Annotated in this window: 14 protein-coding genes; 5 read left to right on the top strand and 9 right to left on the bottom strand. The window is 63.2% G+C overall.

Features of this window, described 5'->3' with window-relative positions; all coding sequences use genetic code 11:
• Positions 1–9 precede the first annotated feature (9 nt).
• On the top strand, positions 10–1,059 hold the full coding sequence (locus tag IB263_RS06125) for an adenylate/guanylate cyclase domain-containing protein (protein ID WP_034803810.1): 1,050 nt from the start codon (positions 10–12) through the stop codon (positions 1,057–1,059).
• A gap of 46 nt (positions 1,060–1,105) precedes the next feature.
• Here the strand turns inward: IB263_RS06125 and IB263_RS06120 are convergent, their stop codons facing one another.
• Positions 1,106–1,513 carry a DUF2000 family protein gene (locus tag IB263_RS06120; protein ID WP_034803813.1) on the bottom strand — a complete coding sequence of 136 codons (408 nt, stop codon included), beginning with the start codon at positions 1,511–1,513 and terminating at the stop codon, positions 1,106–1,108.
• Here IB263_RS06120 and IB263_RS06115 point away from each other — a divergent pair.
• Together IB263_RS06115 and IB263_RS06110 are read left to right on the top strand one after the other, a co-directional pair.
• On the top strand, positions 1,512–2,408 hold the full coding sequence (locus tag IB263_RS06115) for an AraC family transcriptional regulator (protein ID WP_082572949.1): 897 nt from the start codon (positions 1,512–1,514) through the stop codon (positions 2,406–2,408). The two genes, IB263_RS06120 and IB263_RS06115, sit on opposite strands and share 2 nt — an antisense overlap.
• 205 nt (positions 2,409–2,613) lie before the next feature.
• Complete coding sequence (locus IB263_RS06110) at positions 2,614–3,972, top strand: esterase-like activity of phytase family protein (RefSeq protein WP_192437941.1); 1,359 nt, start codon at positions 2,614–2,616, stop codon at positions 3,970–3,972.
• A 62-nt stretch (positions 3,973–4,034) separates the two neighbouring features.
• On the opposite strand, the gene ppx is transcribed toward IB263_RS06110, so the two are convergent.
• From ppx to IB263_RS06090, 4 genes are all read right to left on the bottom strand, one after another.
• On the bottom strand, positions 4,035–5,558 hold the full coding sequence (ppx, locus tag IB263_RS06105; RefSeq protein WP_034803818.1) for an exopolyphosphatase: 1,524 nt from the start codon (positions 5,556–5,558) through the stop codon (positions 4,035–4,037).
• 11 nt (positions 5,559–5,569) lie between these two features.
• Entirely contained in the window at positions 5,570–7,756 is a 2,187-nt protein-coding gene (locus IB263_RS06100; RefSeq protein WP_034803821.1) for an RNA degradosome polyphosphate kinase, read from the bottom strand.
• 64 nt (positions 7,757–7,820) lie between these two features.
• A complete protein-coding gene (gene hdaA, locus IB263_RS06095) occupies positions 7,821–8,510 on the bottom strand; it encodes a DnaA regulatory inactivator HdaA (protein WP_034803824.1) in 690 nt (229 codons plus the stop codon).
• Between the two features lie 26 nt (positions 8,511–8,536).
• The gene (locus IB263_RS06090; RefSeq protein WP_192437939.1) at positions 8,537–9,658 is read right to left on the bottom strand and encodes an AI-2E family transporter; all 1,122 of its coding nucleotides are present in this window, start codon (positions 9,656–9,658) and stop codon (positions 8,537–8,539) included.
• Between the two features lie 259 nt (positions 9,659–9,917).
• Here IB263_RS06090 and purM point away from each other — a divergent pair, with 259 nt between their 5' ends.
• On the top strand, positions 9,918–10,988 hold the full coding sequence (purM, locus tag IB263_RS06085; protein WP_034803829.1) for a phosphoribosylformylglycinamidine cyclo-ligase: 1,071 nt from the start codon (positions 9,918–9,920) through the stop codon (positions 10,986–10,988).
• A complete protein-coding gene (gene purN, locus IB263_RS06080; protein ID WP_034803831.1) occupies positions 10,985–11,653 on the top strand; it encodes a phosphoribosylglycinamide formyltransferase in 669 nt (222 codons plus the stop codon). Before purM ends, purN begins: the two co-directional genes overlap by 4 nt.
• A 302-nt stretch (positions 11,654–11,955) precedes the next feature.
• Here the strand turns inward: purN and IB263_RS06075 are convergent, their stop codons facing one another.
• The 4 genes from IB263_RS06075 to IB263_RS06060 all read right to left on the bottom strand — a co-directional run bounded on the left by IB263_RS06075 (position 11,956) and on the right by IB263_RS06060 (position 17,584).
• The gene (locus tag IB263_RS06075; protein ID WP_246810977.1) at positions 11,956–13,278 is read right to left on the bottom strand and encodes a virulence factor family protein; all 1,323 of its coding nucleotides are present in this window, start codon (positions 13,276–13,278) and stop codon (positions 11,956–11,958) included.
• 59 nt (positions 13,279–13,337) lie between these two features.
• A complete protein-coding gene (gene mprF, locus IB263_RS06070) occupies positions 13,338–15,947 on the bottom strand; it encodes a bifunctional lysylphosphatidylglycerol flippase/synthetase MprF (protein ID WP_192437935.1) in 2,610 nt (869 codons plus the stop codon).
• A gap of 103 nt (positions 15,948–16,050) precedes the next feature.
• Positions 16,051–16,647 (bottom strand): NUDIX domain-containing protein, encoded by a 597-nt coding sequence (locus IB263_RS06065; protein ID WP_192437932.1) that lies wholly within the window; start codon positions 16,645–16,647, stop codon positions 16,051–16,053.
• A gap of 43 nt (positions 16,648–16,690) precedes the next feature.
• Positions 16,691–17,584 (bottom strand): cation diffusion facilitator family transporter, encoded by an 894-nt coding sequence (locus IB263_RS06060; RefSeq protein WP_192437930.1) that lies wholly within the window; start codon positions 17,582–17,584, stop codon positions 16,691–16,693.
• Between the last annotated feature and the right edge of the window lie 25 nt (positions 17,585–17,609).

Below are 17,609 nucleotides of genomic sequence, written 5' to 3'. Positions count from 1 at the left end.
GCTTTCTGCATGCGTTGGCGCTTTTCGACTTTCGAAGGACTTCTCTTGCTGCTGGTCGTTGCAGGCGCCGGCGCGGTCTACGCATGGGTTTTCTACGGCAAGGGCGCCCTGATCGGCGCGACCTATGCGCTCTTCATGTGCCTGCCGATCATCGCCTTCGAGCGACGCATCATTTTCCGGCGCCTGCATCGACGGATCCACGCCTTTTCCACGCCGGTCTTTTTCGTCGCGTCGCTGGTGATCTACTTCGTGCTTCTCGACATCGGATATGCCGCCGCTGGCCTGCTCATGCAGTCGGGCGGCGTCATGGAGGACCATTGGATGGACGCGATGATGCCGTCCAAGACGGTCCTAATCTTCGCGCTCGGCGTATCAGGTTCGCTCGTCTTCATCCTCAGGGTTCGCGAACTCCTCGGGCGCGACGTCTTTTTGAGCCTGCTCACCGGCCGCTATCGCAGACCGGTCGAGGAAGAACGCGTCTTCCTCTTCATCGACCTGGCCGGCTCGACCGCCTATGCCGAGAAACACGGCGACCTGCGGATGCAGGAGTATCTCGGCAGGCTGTTTGCGACGATCGCCGACCCGGTCATGCGCTACCGCGGCTCGATCGACGACTATATCGGTGACGCCGCCGTCATTACCTGGCCTTTCGATCGCGCAACCAACAATGCGGCCTGCATTCATTGCGTCTTCGACATTCTGGAAATGATCGATGCGGATGCGCGCCGTTGGCAAAAGGAGTTCGGCGAGGTTCCGCGGCTGCGCGCGGCGCTTCATGGCGGCACCATCGTTGCGGCGGAAATCGGGCTCGACCGGCACAAGATCACCTATTTCGGCGATACGGTGAACACCACCGCCCGGCTCGAAGGTTTCTGCAAGACGCTCGGCCACCAGGTACTGATCTCCACCGATCTCGCCCGCAAGATGCGTCTGCCGCATTATGTGCGGGTCGAGGATCTCGGCGAGCACGCCGTCAGAGGACGCGGGCAGAAGCTTGGCGTTCTGTCGTTGCGCGCAGGCAGCGCGGCTCCTCAGCTGGCATCGACCGCGGCCGAGTGATCCCGGCCGGCGCGCAGGGCATCGATCGGCCGGATCGCGATCGCCGTCAGCCGTGCAGCTTGGCACCCTTGGTGATCTTGTCGACCAGCTTCCTGTCCGCATGAATGGCAATGCCGGCGACTGCCGCGTCGTCCGGCCTGGTCTCGGCGAAAACCGCACGGTTGGCGTGGTCGTGACCGGTGGCAAACATGCCGTCGACATAGATCGAAGCTTTGACCTCTCTTTCGATCGCGCGCCGTTGAATGTTGCCGAGCGTCTTCCCATCTGCGGCAAGGACGATGATCGGCTGGATGCTCAAGGCGTTGTAGACGTTGCCGGCGCCATCGCGATAATCTTCGCCGATGATCCCGGGCTTCTGTCCGGCGATCCCGGTGGCGAGGAAGGCGGTGACGTTGAGCTTCTGCCAGGTTGCCAGGTCCTCGCGCAAGACGATTGCAAATTTGGTATCGAACATGACGGCCATCTCCATTTCAGCCCGACAGGGCGTGCCGGAAGACGCATTATCGGACGGCGCTGCGATCGATCTTGAACGATTGTGCGGCGCGCCTGGCGACGGCATTCGGGTTGCGCCTGCCGTCGATGGCATCGAGCGCATCGAGGCGCGCCTGCATGGAAAATTTTTCGAGCCGCACCGCCACGACACCTATGCCATCGGCGTAACGCTCGGCGGCGTCCAGACGTTTCAGTATCGCGGCGAAAGCCGCTTCAGCAATCCTGGAAGCATCATCATCCTCCACCCGGACGAGATCCATGATGGCGGCGCGGGAACGGAGATCGGGCTGCGCTACCGGATGATGTATCTGCAGCCGGAACGGCTACTCGCAGCCCTTGATGAAACCGACCGCTCCCTGCCCTTCGTCGCAGCCCCTGTCGTGGGCGACGAGGCGCTGCGGCAGGCGGTCGGCGAAGCCGTGATGGATCTCGACAATGGCATCGACGAACTGGCGCTCGACGACATTCTCGTGCGGATCGCCGAGGGGCTCTACCGTCACGCCGGCACCAAGGACGCCAAGCCCGCAAAGGCCGACAAGCGTGCCGTTCTACAGGCGAGCGAATTCCTTCGCGCCAATCTCGAACGGCCCGTCGGCTCGCAGGAACTTGAGGCGGTGAGCGGGCTCGATCGCTTCACGCTCGCCCGGCAATTCCGCCGGGTTCTCGGCACCAGCCCCCATCGCTACCTGCTGATGCGCCGGCTGGAGCGGGCACGGCAGATGATCGCCCGGGGCGAAAGCCTTGCCGGTGCTGCGCTCGAAACCGGCTTTGCCGACCAGGCGCATTTCACCCGTCATTTCAAGCGCGCCTACGGCCTGACGCCCGGCCGCTGGGCAAGCCTCGCCGTCGCCGGCTAATCCTGTCACCAAAGCTTCATCGGGTTGTAAAGCAAGCATCACCCAACCGTCATCATAGCCGCCTATCGGGTTGCGGACTGCAGCGCCGCGCGTCCTGGGACGCGCAAGGGTCGCTGCAGCACGTCGAATTTGCTGCACGTCTGCCTCCTTGGATCTAGGGCGATCCAAGGAGACATGCAGAAGGCTCCAACCCAAGGTGAACCTCATGACGAAAACGCTTCTCGCCACCGCGGCTCTTTCTCTTTTGATGACGATGGCCGCCTCGGCCGAGGAAAAGTCCTTTACCGCGACGCTGAAGGGCCACGCGATCCTGCCGGCCAACACGATCATCGCCGCCCCCTCGGACGCACCGGAATACCTCAAGACCTCCGGCAAGTTCACCACCGCGGACCGCAAGCGTGCCGAAGCGCTCGGCACCGTTCCGGGCAAGGACGGCGTTCGCCTGACCGGCCTGTCGCTGCCCTTCGACGGCCAGCCGATGCAGGGCTTTTCCGGCATCAAGGCGATGGAAGACGGCACCTTCTGGAGCCTCTCCGACAACGGTTTCGGCAGCAAGATGAACTCCAGCGACGCCATGCTGATGCTGCACCACGTGAAGATGGACTGGGACGCCGGCAAGGTCGAAGCACTGAAGACGTTGTTCCTGACCGACCCGGACAAGAAGGCCCCCTTCCCGATCGTCATGGAAGGCTCGGACAAGCGTTATCTCACCGGCGCCGACTTCGACGTCGAATCGATCCAGCCGGTTGCGGACGGCTTCTGGGTCGGTGAAGAGTTCGGCCCCTACATCCTCAAGTTCGATCTCGACGGCAAGCTGACCGACGTGATCGCGACCACGGTCGACGGCAAGCCGGTGCTTTCGCCCGACAATCCGACGCTGACGCTGCAGGGCGATCCCTCGAAGAAGACGCCCGCCTTCAACCTGAAGCGCTCCGGCGGCTATGAAGGCATGGCGCTTTCCAAGGACGGCAGCAAGCTTTACGGCCTGCTCGAAGGCCCGCTCTGGACCGACAGCGAAACGGTTGAGCAGGCCGATGGCCGCCCGGCGCTGCGCATCATCGAACTCGATGTTGCGAGCAAAGCCTGGACCGGCCGCAGCTGGCTCTATCCGCTGGCTGAAGGCGGCGAGGCGATCGGCGACTTCAACATGCTCGACGACAAGACCGCGCTGGTGATCGAGCGCGACAATGGCGCCGGCACGGTGGACAAGGCCTGCGCCGATCCGAAGGACCCGAAGCCGGACTGCTTCGCAACGGGCTCCAAGGTCAAGCGCATCTACAAGATCGCCTTTGACGACAGCAATGCCGGCAAGGCCGTGCGCAAGATCGGCTACATCGACCTCTTGAAGATCGCCGATCCGGACAACAAGAAGCGTCAGGGCGGCGGCGAAGGCTTCTACGATATGCCCTTCGTCACCATCGAGAACGTCGACCGCGTCGATGAGACCCACATCATCGTCGGCAACGACAACAACCTGCCGTTCTCGGCCGGCCGCGCACTCGACAAGGCCGACGACAACGAGTTCGTGCTGCTCGAAGTCGGCGACTTCCTCAAGGCCGAATAATCAAAAGGGCGCGCGAACATCGGTTCGCGCGCCCTTCCCGTTTGACCGGTGACTTTTCGGCGTCAGCTTTCGAAGTGGAAAGCGAGACGCTTGCCAGTGAGCTTTCCAAGCTGCTGCAGGCGTCCATCCAGGCGCTCGCCCTGGAATTCCGAATAGTCCGCAGGCACGACGATTTCGAGGTCCACGTCCGGCAGAGACGACTTGCGGAACGTCAGGTTCCGGGCAATCCCCGGCATCGATGCGGAGAAAAGATAGGCGACACGCAAGAGGCCGCCGAGCAGCTTTGCCAGTTCCAGCAGGCGCGGCGTGGTGATGCCGGCAAGTGCGTTCGTGGCGCCGTCGTCGTTGAGCCCCTCGAAGCGGTAATAATTGGAAAGCGCAATATAGGCGCGGCCGGCATGGGTAATGCCGGAGAAGGTCGAGTGGGCGATGATGTTCAGCGCCTGGAGACCGCGATAGTCGGGGTGCGCCCGCCAGCTGATATCCGCGAGCAGGCAGGCCGCCTGGCGATACCGGCCTTCCTCTTCCGTCTCCTCGATCCCGAAGAACGGCACCATGCGACCGGTCCAGTCAGCCAGTTCGCGGGCGTGCTCGGGCGAGCGGGCACGCAGGATGGCGATCTCGTTGGCCGCCGTCAGCAGCGGATCCTGAGCACGTTCCTCGTCCCTCAAGAGCGAGAAAAGATAACCTTCGCGAACGCCGAGCGCCGAGAAGGAAATCCGCTCCGGCTTCATGATCTCCAGCGCTTCCTGCATGGCGATCGCGCCGAAGGGCAGAAGGCTGCGGCGGCTCTTCGAGATCGTCGAATAGGCGGACGGCTTGATGTTCTTCGGCTCGATCACTTCCGGCAAAAGCGCCATCGCCTCGTCAAAGGAAATCTCGTAGCCCTGCATCATGTGCAGCGGATAGTCGCGGATCTCCATGTGCAGCTTGGCGATCGAACGCCAAGTGCCGCCGACCGCATAGAACGTCCGTCCCGTGCCGGTCTTCAGCACCGCCGAGTTCTTCATGAACTTGCGCACCCAGGTGCGCGCCTTGGTGAGTGAGCCGTTGCTGTGCTCGAACAAACGGATACCGCCGAGCGGGAGGGTGATGCCCTTGCCGATTTTCGTGCCGGAGACCTCGACGAGTTCCAGCGAGCCACCGCCAAGGTCGCCGACGACACCGTCGGGATCATGATAGCCGCTGACGATGCCCATCGCGGAATAATAGGCCTCTTCCTCGCCGGTAAGGATGCGGACCTTGTGACCGAGGATCGCCTCTGCCTTCTCGATGAAGGCGGGCCCATTGCTCGCCTCGCGTGCGGCGGCCGTCGCCAGCACATACATCGAGGTCGCACGCGCCTGCTTGGAGAGCGCGTGAAAGCGATGCAGCGCTTTCAGCGCGCGCTCGACGCTGTCTTCATCCATGCGTCCGGTCGCATCGATGCCCTTGCCGAGACCGCACATCACCTTTTCGTTGAACAGCATGGCCGGCGAGCGGCTCAGGCCTTCATAGACGACAAGGCGGATGGAGTTCGAACCGATATCGATAACGGAAACCGGGCGGATGCCGGGCAGACGCCCCTGCGCTTCAGATTCGACCATGCAATTCCAGTTTATTTGTGCCAGCCGCTCTTCCAGCCGGCTATGAGCTTCGGTGCGCTGGACTTCAGGGCCTCGCCCCGGCCGGAGAGGCTGGGATTGGTCATGAAATAGTGCTGTGCGTTGAAAGGCTCGGCATCCTTGCCGACTTCCATCCGGCGAGAGGTGCCATCGGGAAGAATTTCGTAGCTCTGCTGGTTGTCGATGAGATTACCCAGCATGATCTGCGACAGAACCTGTTCGTGCACAGTCCGGTTGATGAGAGGCACGAGCGTCTCGACCCGCCGATCCAGATTGCGCGGCATCATATCCGCCGAGCCGATATAGACAAGGGCATTCTCCGATGGAAGCCCGTGACCGTTGCCGAAGCAGAATATGCGGGAATGTTCGAGGAATCGACCTACGATAGACTTGACACGGATATTGTCAGATAGCCCCGGGACCTGCGGGCGCAGGCAGCAGATGCCGCGCACCACCAGGTCGATTTCGACGCCGGCACGGCTCGCCTTATAAAGCGCGTCGATGATCTCCGGATCGACAAGCGAGTTCATCTTCATCCAGATCGCCGCCGGGCGCCCGGCCTTGGCATGCTCGATTTCTTCGTCGACGTGCCTGAGAATGCGCGGGCGCAGCGTGTGCGGCGAGACGGCCAGCTTCATGCCCGCCTCCGGCTCGCCGTAGCCGGTGATGAAGTTGAAGATGTTCGCCATGTCGTGGGCGATGACCGGGTTGCAGGTGAAGAACGACAGGTCGGTGTAGATCTTCGCGGTGACCGGGTGATAGTTGCCGGTGCCGAGATGGCAGTAGGTCCGAAGCTTGCCCTCTTCGCGCCGCACCACCATCGACATTTTGGCATGGGTCTTCAGTTCGATGAAGCCGAAGACGACCTGGACGCCGGCGCGTTCGAGGTCGCGCGCCCAGCGGATATTGGCTTCCTCGTCGAAGCGGGCCTTGAGCTCGACCAGCGCCGTCACGGACTTGCCGGCCTCGGCGGCGTCGATCAGGGCGCGCACGATCGGGCTGTCGTTCGACGTGCGGTAAAGCGTCTGCTTGATGGCGACGACTTCAGGATCGCGCGCCGCCTGCAACAGGAACTGCACGACCACGTCAAAGGACTCGTAGGGGTGATGCACCACCATGTCCTTCTCGCGGATCGCCGCCAGGCAGTCGCCGGCATGCTCGCGCACGCGCTCGGGGAAACGCGGATTGTACGGCTCGAAGCGCAGATCGTCGCGTGGAGCCTTGGTGATTTCGGACAAAGTGTTGAGTGCCAGCAGTCCCGGCAGGACGGCGATCCGGTTTTCCGGGACGCCCAGTTCCTGCACGACGAACTGGCGCAGCGACGCCGGCATCTCCGAATCGGTCTCGATGCGGATCACCGAACCGCGGCGACGGCGCTTCAGCGCGGTCTCGAAAAAGCGAACGAGGTCTTCCGCCTCTTCTTCCACCTCGATATCGCTGTCGCGAATGATGCGGAAGGTACCGGAGCCTTTGACCTCATAGCCCGGAAACAGCCGGTCGATGAACTGGCTGACCATGTCTTCGAGGGTGATGTAGCGGATGACGTTCTTGACGTCGGGCAGCCGGATGAAGCGGTCGAGTGCCACCGGCAGACGCAGTAGCGCCGTCATTGGCTCGCGGCCGGTCTTGCTGACGAGCTGCAGGCCCATCGAAAAGCCGAGGTTCGGAATGAAGGGGAACGGATGCGCCGGGTCGATGGAGAGCGGTGTCAGCACTGGGAAGATCGACTGATCGAACTCGTTGGCAAGCCAGCTCCTGTCCTGCACCGAAAGCGAGGCCGGGCGAACGATCAGGATGTCTTCCTTGGCGAGATACTGCTGAAGCACGGCGAGCGAGGCCTGCTGCTCCATCTGCAGATTGTCGATTTCCTTCAGGATGTCTTCGAGCTGCTCGACCGGGGTCTTGCCGTCGGGCGAACGCATCGAGAGGCCCTGGCGCACCTGGCCTTCGAGGCCGGCGACGCGCACCATGAAGAACTCGTCGAGGTTGGCGGCAGAGATCGACAGAAAGCGAACACGCTCCAGCAGAGGATGCGCCGTGTTCAGCGTTTCCTCGAGCACGCGGCGATTGAACTGCAGCCAGGAAAATTCGCGGTTGATGAAGCGCTGCGGGCTCGTCAGCAGGTCGACGTCCTCCGCCGATGCCTGGTTTTCGTTCACCGCAGATAGCGCGTTATCCATGCTTTTCAGATCCCATTGCTCCGGCTGCACCGGCTATCTCAGTTTGACGACGGTTCTGTGACAGTCAATCGGACCGACGCTGATTTCCCAGTTCTTCGAGAACTTCAGAAGCGAGCGCGCGTGAAAGCTTCGTGCCGCGGGCCAGCGCCAGATGGTCGATGCGCTCGACGATCGTCTGCGCCGCCTCCAACGAGCGCTCCATGCGCTGGACGATGTAGCCCACCAGCCGCTCGTCGACGAAAAGCTGGCGATCGGCAAAGAGCTTGATCAGCACCTGCGTCAGCAATTCGTCGTCCGGCTCACCGATCTCGACCACGGTCGCCGCCTTCAGGCGCGAGCGCAGGTCCGGCAGCGTCACTGGCCAGGACATCGGCCAGAGCCGCGTCGTCATCAGCAGGCTGGTGCCGTGCTGGCGCACGTTGTTGATGACGTGGAACAGCGTCGTGTCGTCGAAGCCGCTGCGGTCGGCATCCTCGAAGAGAACAGGTCGTTCGGCCGCGATCAACGCGGCATCGGAGCCGGCGAGCGGGTGGATCACTTCCGCTCCTGCCCGCTCCTTCCAGATGCTGGCGAGATGCGATTTTCCCGAGCCGACCGGGCCGGCGATGATGACCACGGGCGCCGGCCAGTCCGGCCAGTGGTCGACGATGGCGATGGCCGCGCTCAGCCTGTCGGAGACGAGCAGGTCCTCACGACCCGTCGCCGGGTCGTGGCCGAAAGCCAGGGGGATTTGTTCGAATGGGCGTTTTGTCATGCTGTACTCGGGACAATCGTCGGAAATCAGGCGGCCTTGTCGCTCTTCGCCTTCTTTTCCACGGCCTTGCCGTGCCCGTGATAGAGGTCGCTATCAAGGTAGCGCTGGATGCCGAAGCGGACAAGCACGCCGATGGCGGCTGCTGCGGGCACCGCGACCAGAAGACCGACGAAGCCGAACAGTGCACCGAAGGCAAGCAGCGCAAACATCAGCCAGACCGGATGCAGGCCGACGCTTTTGCCCACCAGCTTCGGCTGGAGGATATTGCCCTCCATGAACTGACCGCTGAAAAAGACGGCAAGCACGAGGCCGATCCACAGATAGTCCGGCCAGAACTGGACCAGTGCGACGCCAACGGCGAGCACCAGGCCGACCATGGATCCGACATAGGGAATGAAACTGATCATGCCAGCGAATAGACCGATCAGCAGACCGAAATTGAGACCGACCAGCGACAGGCCGATCCCGTAATAAAGACCAAGGATGAGGCAGAGCGAGCCCTGCCCGCGCACAAAGCCGGCGATCGTCGCGTTCATGTCGCGGGCGATCTGGCGCACATCCGAGACGTAGTCGCGCGGAACCCAGCTATCGACCTTCTCGACCATCCGGTCCCAATCGAGCAGGATATAGAAGGCGACGACAGGGGTGACGACCAGCAGCGAGATGACGTCGAGCAACGCCACGCCGGAGTTCCAGATCTGCTGGAAGAGCGTGCCGACGAAGGCCGCACCCTGTTCGAGCAGTTTGCCGGAGCTTTGCTTCAGCGACGGCATCTGGCTCGCGAGCCAATCGGGAATCAGCCGCGTCTGCGCTTCGTTGACGAGCACCTGCAGCTTGGCGGCATAGCCGGGGATGTTCGCAATGAAATCGACCGCCTGGCTAACGACGACAGGAATGATGACCATGAGGGCCAGCACGAAGACGACGACGAAGCCGATCAGGATCACGACCGTCGCCATCAACCGGCTCAAGCCGAACCGCTCCAGGCGGTCTGCGACCGGGTCGAGGAAATAGGCAAGCGCCATGCCGGCCAGGAATGGCAGCAGGATCGAGCTGAAAACCATGAGGAAGGCAATGAAGGCGGCAAGCACCAGTAGCCAGAAAATGACCTGGCGCTGCAATCCGGAACCGCTGACCTTGATATCCATGACACTCCTCGTGAGGCGCTGCTCGCCACTGTTGCGTATCACAACCCTGTCAAGGAGATAGGGGGCGGTGCGCGTAACGGTCAAGTCCGACCGGTGCAGTCATCCAGTTTATAGCCAAGCTGACTGGCTTGCGCCGTGGGATATGGGCAAAATGGTGAAAAAACGCCGCCAAGGCCTGCTCTCGGCTTGCACTCCCTTGCCTGCCGTGCCAATCGCATCCGCAAAATACCTGTCGCACGACGAGCCTTGGAGAACGAGCATGAGCCAGTCGGGAAAGAACGGTCTCACCTATAGCGACGCGGGCGTTGATATCGACGCCGGGAACCTGATGGTCGAGAAGATCAAGCCGCATGTGCGCTCGACCCGGCGGCCCGGCGCCGACGGCGAAATCGGCGGCTTCGGCGGTCTCTTCGATCTCAAGGCCGCGGGCTTCACCGACCCGGTTCTGGTGGCCGCCAATGACGGCGTCGGCACCAAGCTGAAGATCGCCATCGACGCCAACAAGCACGACACCGTCGGCATCGACCTCGTCGCCATGTGCGTCAACGACCTCGTCGTCCAGGGCGCCGAACCGCTCTTCTTCCTCGACTATTTCGCGACCGGCAAGCTTGACCCGGACCAGGGTGCCGCGATCGTCGCCGGCATCGCTGCGGGCTGCCGCGAATCCGGTTGCGCGCTGATCGGCGGCGAGACCGCCGAAATGCCCGGCATGTATTCGGGCGGCGACTACGATCTCGCGGGCTTTGCCGTCGGCGCTGCCGAACGCGGTCAGTTGCTGCCGGCCGGTGACATCTCCGAGGGCGACGTCATCCTCGGCCTCGCCTCCTCCGGCGTGCATTCCAACGGCTATTCGCTGGTGCGCAAGATCGTCACGCTCTCGGGCCTTGCCTGGGATGCTCCTGCTCCGTTCGGCGAAGGTACGCTTGCCGATCTCCTGATGACGCCGACGCGCATCTATGTGAAGCCGCTCCTGAAGGCGATCCGCGAGACCGGTTCGATCAAGGCGCTCGCCCACATCACCGGCGGCGGTTTCCCTGAGAACATTCCGCGCGTGCTGCCAAAGCACCTCGCTGCCGAGATCGACCTCGACGCGATCAAGGCGCCGAAGGTGTTCTCCTGGCTTGCCCAGACCGGCGGCGTTGCCGCCAATGAAATGTTGCGCACCTTCAACTGCGGCGTCGGCATGATCGCCGTCGTTCCGGCCGACAAGGCCGCAGAGGTTTCCGCCGTGCTCACCGGCGAAGGCGAAACCGTCTTTACGCTGGGCCGCATGGTCGCCCGCGACGAAGGTGCAGCCGGCACGATCTACAAGGGCAACCTGGCCCTATGACGACGGAAGTCTCGACGGGCAAGAAGCGGGTCGTCGTCTTCATCTCTGGTGGCGGCTCCAACATGCTGGCGCTCGCAAAGGCAACGGCCGAGCCGGATTTCCCGGCCGAGATCGTCGCCGTCATCGCCGACAAGGCGGATGCCGGCGGCCTCGCCAAAGCCGAGGCGCTTGGCATCCCCACGCGCGCTTTCCTGCGCAAGGACTACGACAGCAAGGACGCCCACGAGGCGGCAATTCTTGCCGAGCTCGACCGGCTGTCGCCGGACATCATCTGCCTCGCCGGCTATATGCGTCTGCTGTCGGCGACGTTCATCCAGCGCCACGAGGGACGCATCCTCAACATCCATCCGTCCTTGCTGCCGCTTTTCCCCGGCCTGCACACCCATCAGCGGGCTATCGACGCCGGCATGAAGGTCGCCGGTTGCACCGTGCACTTCGTCACCGAAGGCATGGACGAAGGCCCGATCCTGGCGCAGGCGGTGGTTCCGGTCGTGCCCGGAGACACGTCCGACAGCCTTGCTGCCCGAGTGCTGACCGTCGAGCACCGCACCTATCCGATGGCGCTTCGGCTGATGGCCGAGGGCAAGATACGCATGGAAGGCGGTCGCGCTGTGAGCAAGAGCCTTGGCGAGGCGACGGGTACGCTGATTTCGCCGGCTGCGTAATCACGCCGGGTTGCTTTGTCCCGACTACGGCGCATCACACGCGGTTAACGCCCCTCTGTCATGCCGGGCATCTCCCCCGCAAGGGGGGATATCAGCAGATGGCGACCGCTCGGCGGTCATTACCGGTTCGCCGGTGGCAACTCTATCTGGGGCAGAAGGATACCCCCATCGTCAACATCGAGCCAGCGGGCAATCTCGTTCAGTTGTAGCCGGTGGGCGCGTCTAGCCGATCTCCCCTTTGTGGGGGGAGATCCCCGGCGGGGCAGAGGGGGGTAAGCCTCACGCCCCCACACACCGACCGTTCACTTCGCCGAAGCCAGCCGGCGATCGAGGGCATCAAGCACGCGCCGTGTCAGCGCCGGATAATCCTCGTCGAAGTGGTGGCCGCCGTCGATGCCGATGACGTCGACGCCGGTGCCCTTCAGCTCGGGGCAGGCATCGTCCTCTTCGTCGGTGCCGTAGATGCATTGCACCAGCGCCGGATCGATGCGCTTGATATCGTCGAGCGGATCACCACCCTTGCCGTCGCCCGAAGCCCCTAGCCAACCCAGCACAGAGACCTTGTAATCGACCATGTGCGAGAGGGCCATCAAGGTCACCTGACGAACATGGGCCTTTTCGCCGGCCGGCAGCAGGTTGAAGGTTCGCGGCAGCACGTCGGCACCGAAGGAATAGCCGATGAGGAGCACGTTTCGCACGTTCCAGTGCTTGCGGTAGTAGCTCATCACCTTGGCAAGGTCGTCCGCCGTCACCTGCGGATCGCGCTCGGACCAGAAGTAGTGCAGGGAATCGAAGCCGACGACCGGTACGCCCTGCTGCTGCAGCACGTCGCCGACTTCCTTGTCGATGTCGCGCCAGCCACCGTCGCCCGAATAGATCACCGCCATCGTGTCACGGGTCGGCTTTGCGTCAAGGATGGTCAGGGGCAAGCCGAACGGATTGCCGGCGTCGCGCTCGCTGTCGATGATATCGGTGAGGTGATCGGACAGCGTCGTATAGGCGTCGTCGTCACTGTCCTCTTGCTCGACGTCCGGATGCTTGGCGATCAATGCCGCCACATGGGAGCGCCCGTCGGCCGATGCCGCGGGTGAAAAGACGACGGAAACCGGATCCGGCAATGCCCCGTCGGTCAGGCCATAGACCATGCGGTCGCCCTTCTTCACCTTTTCGGCCGGGGTGCAGAGTTGCTTTTCAAGCGCGATCCCCTCTTCCGGATCAATCGCAAGTGTTTGGCCGATGGTGGCAGGCGGTGTCTGGGCAGCGATGGCGAGTGCCAGCGCACCACCGGCACCGACGCCTGCGACGACGGGCAATTGGTAAGCGTCGGTGCCGACGGCACGCTGCACCTGCTGGCTCAGCGATTCGATGTCGGAGACCATGTAGATGCAGTCGCCATCATCCTTGGCGAGCGAAGCGAGATAGGCCTTGAGGTCGATGCCGACAACGACTGTCTTGTCATCGGTGAGCGTGTCGGCGATCGCCTGCTCCTTGTCCGTCCAGCCGGCGGCGTCCGACAGCAGCACGACAAGTGCGGCCGCCTTTTCCTTCGGCAGCATGATGCGCGGCGACGGGATCATCCCGGTATCGTAGCTCTTCGGCGTGTCTTCTGCGAGAGCGGGGAACATCGATGCGGAGAGCAGCAGCGCCGCCGAAGTCAGGCATTTCCAGGCGTTCGCGACAGGGATCATTTCTTCACCACTCCCTTGAGACCGCCGCCGATCAGGAATGTCGCATCCATCAGGGCGAGGATCGGATTGATGCCGCCACTGGCGACAAGATAGCGCGGTTGCCACTGCGGATGAAACTTCGACTTGAAGGCGCGCAAGCCCTTGAAGTTGTAGAAACGTTCGCCGTGTTCGAAGAAGGTGCGCCCGGCCCGGTCCCAGACCGGCGCGATCTGGCGCGTGGACATGCCCGACAGGGGCGCCATGCCAAGGTTGAAGGCACGGTATCCCTCGGCCTTCAGATACTCCATCACCTGGGCGAAGAGAAAATCCATCGCGCCCTTCGGCGCATCCGGCGAAAAGCGCATGAGGTCAACGGTCCCCTCCTCCTTGGTCGCCGTCACCAGAATATTGGCAAATGCGACCGTACGCCCACCACAGGTGAGGATCGCCACCGGCTGCTCGCGAAGATACTCGGGATCGAAGGCACCGAGCGAGAAGCCTTTCTCCTTGGCATTGTGATGCGCGAGCCAGGCATCGGAGACCGCGGTCAGGTCAGGCATGACGTCCGGAACATTTTCGGGCGCTACGACACGGAACTCGAGCCCGTCGCGCTGGGCGCGGCTCACCTGCTGGCGCAGGTTCGCCCATTTGCCCCCCTTCAGCTCGAAGCGGGCGAGGTCGACGCGCGCGAGTTCGCCGAGCCGGAAGGCGCGCAGCCCGGCATCGGCATAGTATGCAAGCCCCAGGGGCGAGACCTGGTAGAAAACCGCCCGGCAGCCGGCCGCGCGCGCCTTTTCGATGAAGTGCCAGATCAGCTCCGGCCAGGCATCGATCGGGCCGACGGGATCGAAAAGCGCGATCCAGGAACGAGCACGCTGGCCATACATGATGAATGCTCGGCCGTCGGCGGAAAACAACAGGCTCTTGTCGCCCATGCGCACCAGATTGGCATCGGACATGTCCTGCGCCTCGACGATCGAAAGCGCCCGCTCCATCGCGTCGTCGGAGGCAGGCTCGGCGGCTCCGGTTGCCGGGCGCATCAGGCTCCAGATCGCAAGCATGCTCGCGCCGATCGTCACGCCGAGAAGCGCGCGCAGGCCGCGGGGGGCTTCGGCGGAGAATTCGAACTGCCACCAGAGCTCATGGCTGTATTCGACATCGCGATAGACGAAGAGGAGCACGACCAGCGCGCCCAGGCAGATGACGCCGAGCGCCGTCAGCCATGGCACCGTCAGCGCCTGCCCGAACAGCGAGGCCGGCCGCACGAACAGGCGGCGGCTGACGATGAGCCCCACCAGGAAGAAGGCCAGCATGCCCGCTTCCACCACGGCGATCGCCTTGATCAGCGACAGCAGCAGCGCGGCGATCGCGATCACGATCGAGGCCCACCAGGCGCCGTCAAGCCTCAGCGCCAGTCCGCGCGAGACGACCACGAGGGCAAGGCCGAGCAGGCTGGCGAGGAAGTGTGCTCCCTCGACGATCGGCAAGGGCAGCAGTCCTTCGAGGAATGCCAGGTTCTCGTCGGGCGTCGGGGTCACGCTGGAAAGAACCAGCATGATCGCCAGCACGATGCCGAGCGTTGCCAGAAGCAGCGGCGTCATGCGGCCGCCGATGCGCCGCACGCTGGAGGCAACCGGATGACCGGACAACTGGCGGAGTTCGATGCCGATGACGACGGCGATCGCGATCACCAGCGGCAGCACGTGATAGATCACGCGGTAGAGCACCAGCGCGCCGAGAATGGTGTCGACATCGGCATTGTGGCCGAGCGTCGCGATGATGATCGTCTCGAAGACGCCAAGACCGGCCGGCACATGGCTCAAGACGCCGACGCCGACGGCCAGCGAATAGACCGCAAGGAAGGCCGGCCAGCCGATCGTGCCGGCGGGTAGAAGAACATAGAGAACGGTCGCCGAGGCGGCGAGATCGAGCGCCGTCACCAGGAACTGGCGCGAAACGGTGCGCGAATCCGGGAGCCGAAGCGTCAGACGCCCGATGCTGACCTCGCGCCCGTCACGGGCAAGAAAGAACACTGTGAACAGACCGCCGAGGATCACGGCCGCGATTACGCGCAATACCAGAGGATCCATCCCGGTCATCGGCGCCACATACTCGCCGACGGCAAGCAGGCTGAGGCAAGTCACCGCCAGCAGCCCGAGCCCGAAGGCGAGCGTCACGAAGGCGATGATGCGGGCGATGTTCTCAGGCTCGATGCCGAGGCGCGAATAGGAGCGGTAGCGGATGGCGCCGCCACTGAGCGCCCCGAACCCCGCAGTATTGCCGACCGCGTAGGCCGAGGCCGCCGTCAGCGCCACGTCGGCATAGGGCAGCTTTCGCTTGACGTAATCAAGCGCGCTGACGTCATAGAAGGTGAGCGCGAGGAAACTCAATGCGGTGAAGAACACCGCCGCCGCGACGGAGATCCAACTGGTATCCGCCAATGCCTGGACGACCTCGTCGTACTGGACTTCGGACGTCAGGTGAAAGATCGCAAAGCCGAAAAGTGCGATTACGAAGAGCGTACCGGCAGCCGATAGATAACGGCGATTGCGACGCAGGAAGGAGAACCAGTCTCCCTCCGCCTGCTGCTCGTCGTCGGTTGCACGTTCCGGTAGGGAGGATGTCATGAAGCGCCCATGTCGATAATGAGGACATCAGCGCTTTAGCTTACCCGATACGGATCAAAAAGTGAAATATCGGTAATAAATTATACTCTTATAAAACAATCCCTTAGGCAAACAGCTGCTGTCGGTTGAGCTGCGCCCACTGCAGGAGCATGATCGTCTTGGCATCGCAGATCTCTCCGGTCGGGATCATTGCGACGGCTTCGTCGAATGGGATTTCCAGCACTTCTATGTCCTCGCCCTCATGCGCAAGCCCGCCGCCGTCGCCGCGTTTCTCGGTGGCATCGATGTGGCCGGCAAAGAAGCTCGTGCGCTCGGTCAGCGCCCCCGGGCTCATATAGACATCGAAGAGGTGGATGACGTCCTGGACGTGGTAGCCGGTCTCCTCCAGCGCCTCGCGGCAGATCGCCTCTTCCGGAGTGTCGCCGTCGAGGAGCCCGGCGGCCGCCTCGATCAGATAGGCCGGGTCGCCCTGGAGCAGAACGGGAACGCGAAGCTGCCGCACCAGGATGACGCTCTGGCGCCTGGCATCGACGAGCAGGATGGTCGCCGCATTGCCATGGTCGTGGATCTCCCGCTTCAGCGTCACGGTCGCGCCATCGGACATCTGCTGTTCGAACGTCACCTCTTCCAGGTGCGCAAAGCCCTTCCACAGCGTGCGGCGGCCGACGATCCTGACGCGTGGGTCATGCTGGGTGCTCATGCAACTTCCTTCTCCGGCGAGTGCAATCCCGCCCTTTCAGCCATCAGTGGATATGTTCCGCTGCCGCGCGATCTTCCCGCTCCATCTGCAGCGTCGTGTGGTGCAGGTCGAACGTCGCGCGCAACTGCTCCTCGATTGCGCGGCGCACGGTCTCGGCATCGGCACCGTCGGCAAGTACGGCATGGGCGGTCAGCGACGGCTGGCTCTGGGTGATTGCCCAGAGATGCAGGTCATGCACGGAGGCAACACCGGGAACGGCGGCAATCGTCGCGTGGACATCGGCGAGGCGCATGCCCGGCGGCACGCCTTCGAGCAGGATGTTGACGCACTCCTTCAGCAGCACCCAGGTGCGCGGAAAGACCATGAAGCCGATGCCGACAGCGAGCAGCGAATCCACCCACTGCCAGCTGGTCAGCCAGATGACCACCGCGCCGACGATGACGGCGAGCGAGCCCAGCATGTCCGACCAGACTTCGAGATAGGCGCCCTTGACGTTGAGGCTTTCGTCCTTGTGGCTGGTGAGCAGCCGCATCGAGGCGAGATTGACGAGAAGGCCGACGACGGCAATCACCAGCATGCCGCCGGACTGGATCTCCTGCGGCTCGGACAGCCGCTTCCAGGCCTCATAGAGGATGTAGAAGGCAACACCGAGCAGGAGCAGCGCGTTGAAGGCGGCAGCCAGGATCTCGAAGCGGGCGTAGCCATAGGTGCGCAAGAGGTCTGACGGGCGACGGCCGACATGGATCGCGACGAGCGCGATCGCAAGGGCCGCCGTGTCGGTCAGCATGTGCATGGCGTCGGATATCAGCGCCAGGCTGCCGGTCAGGATGCCGCCGACGACTTCGGCCAGCATGAAGCCGCCGGTCAGGCCAAGCGAGGCCCAGAGCCTTGAAACCGGCGTGCTCGTGACATCTGCGTGGTGGTGGTCGCCGCTCATGGGAGGTTCCGTCTGCCGTTCTAAC

Origin of the sequence: Ensifer sp. ENS03 (genome assembly GCF_014852035.1) — a bacterium.
Lineage (GTDB): Bacteria > Pseudomonadota > Alphaproteobacteria > Rhizobiales > Rhizobiaceae > Ensifer > Ensifer adhaerens.
This window is presented reverse-complemented; position numbering and strand designations above follow the sequence as displayed.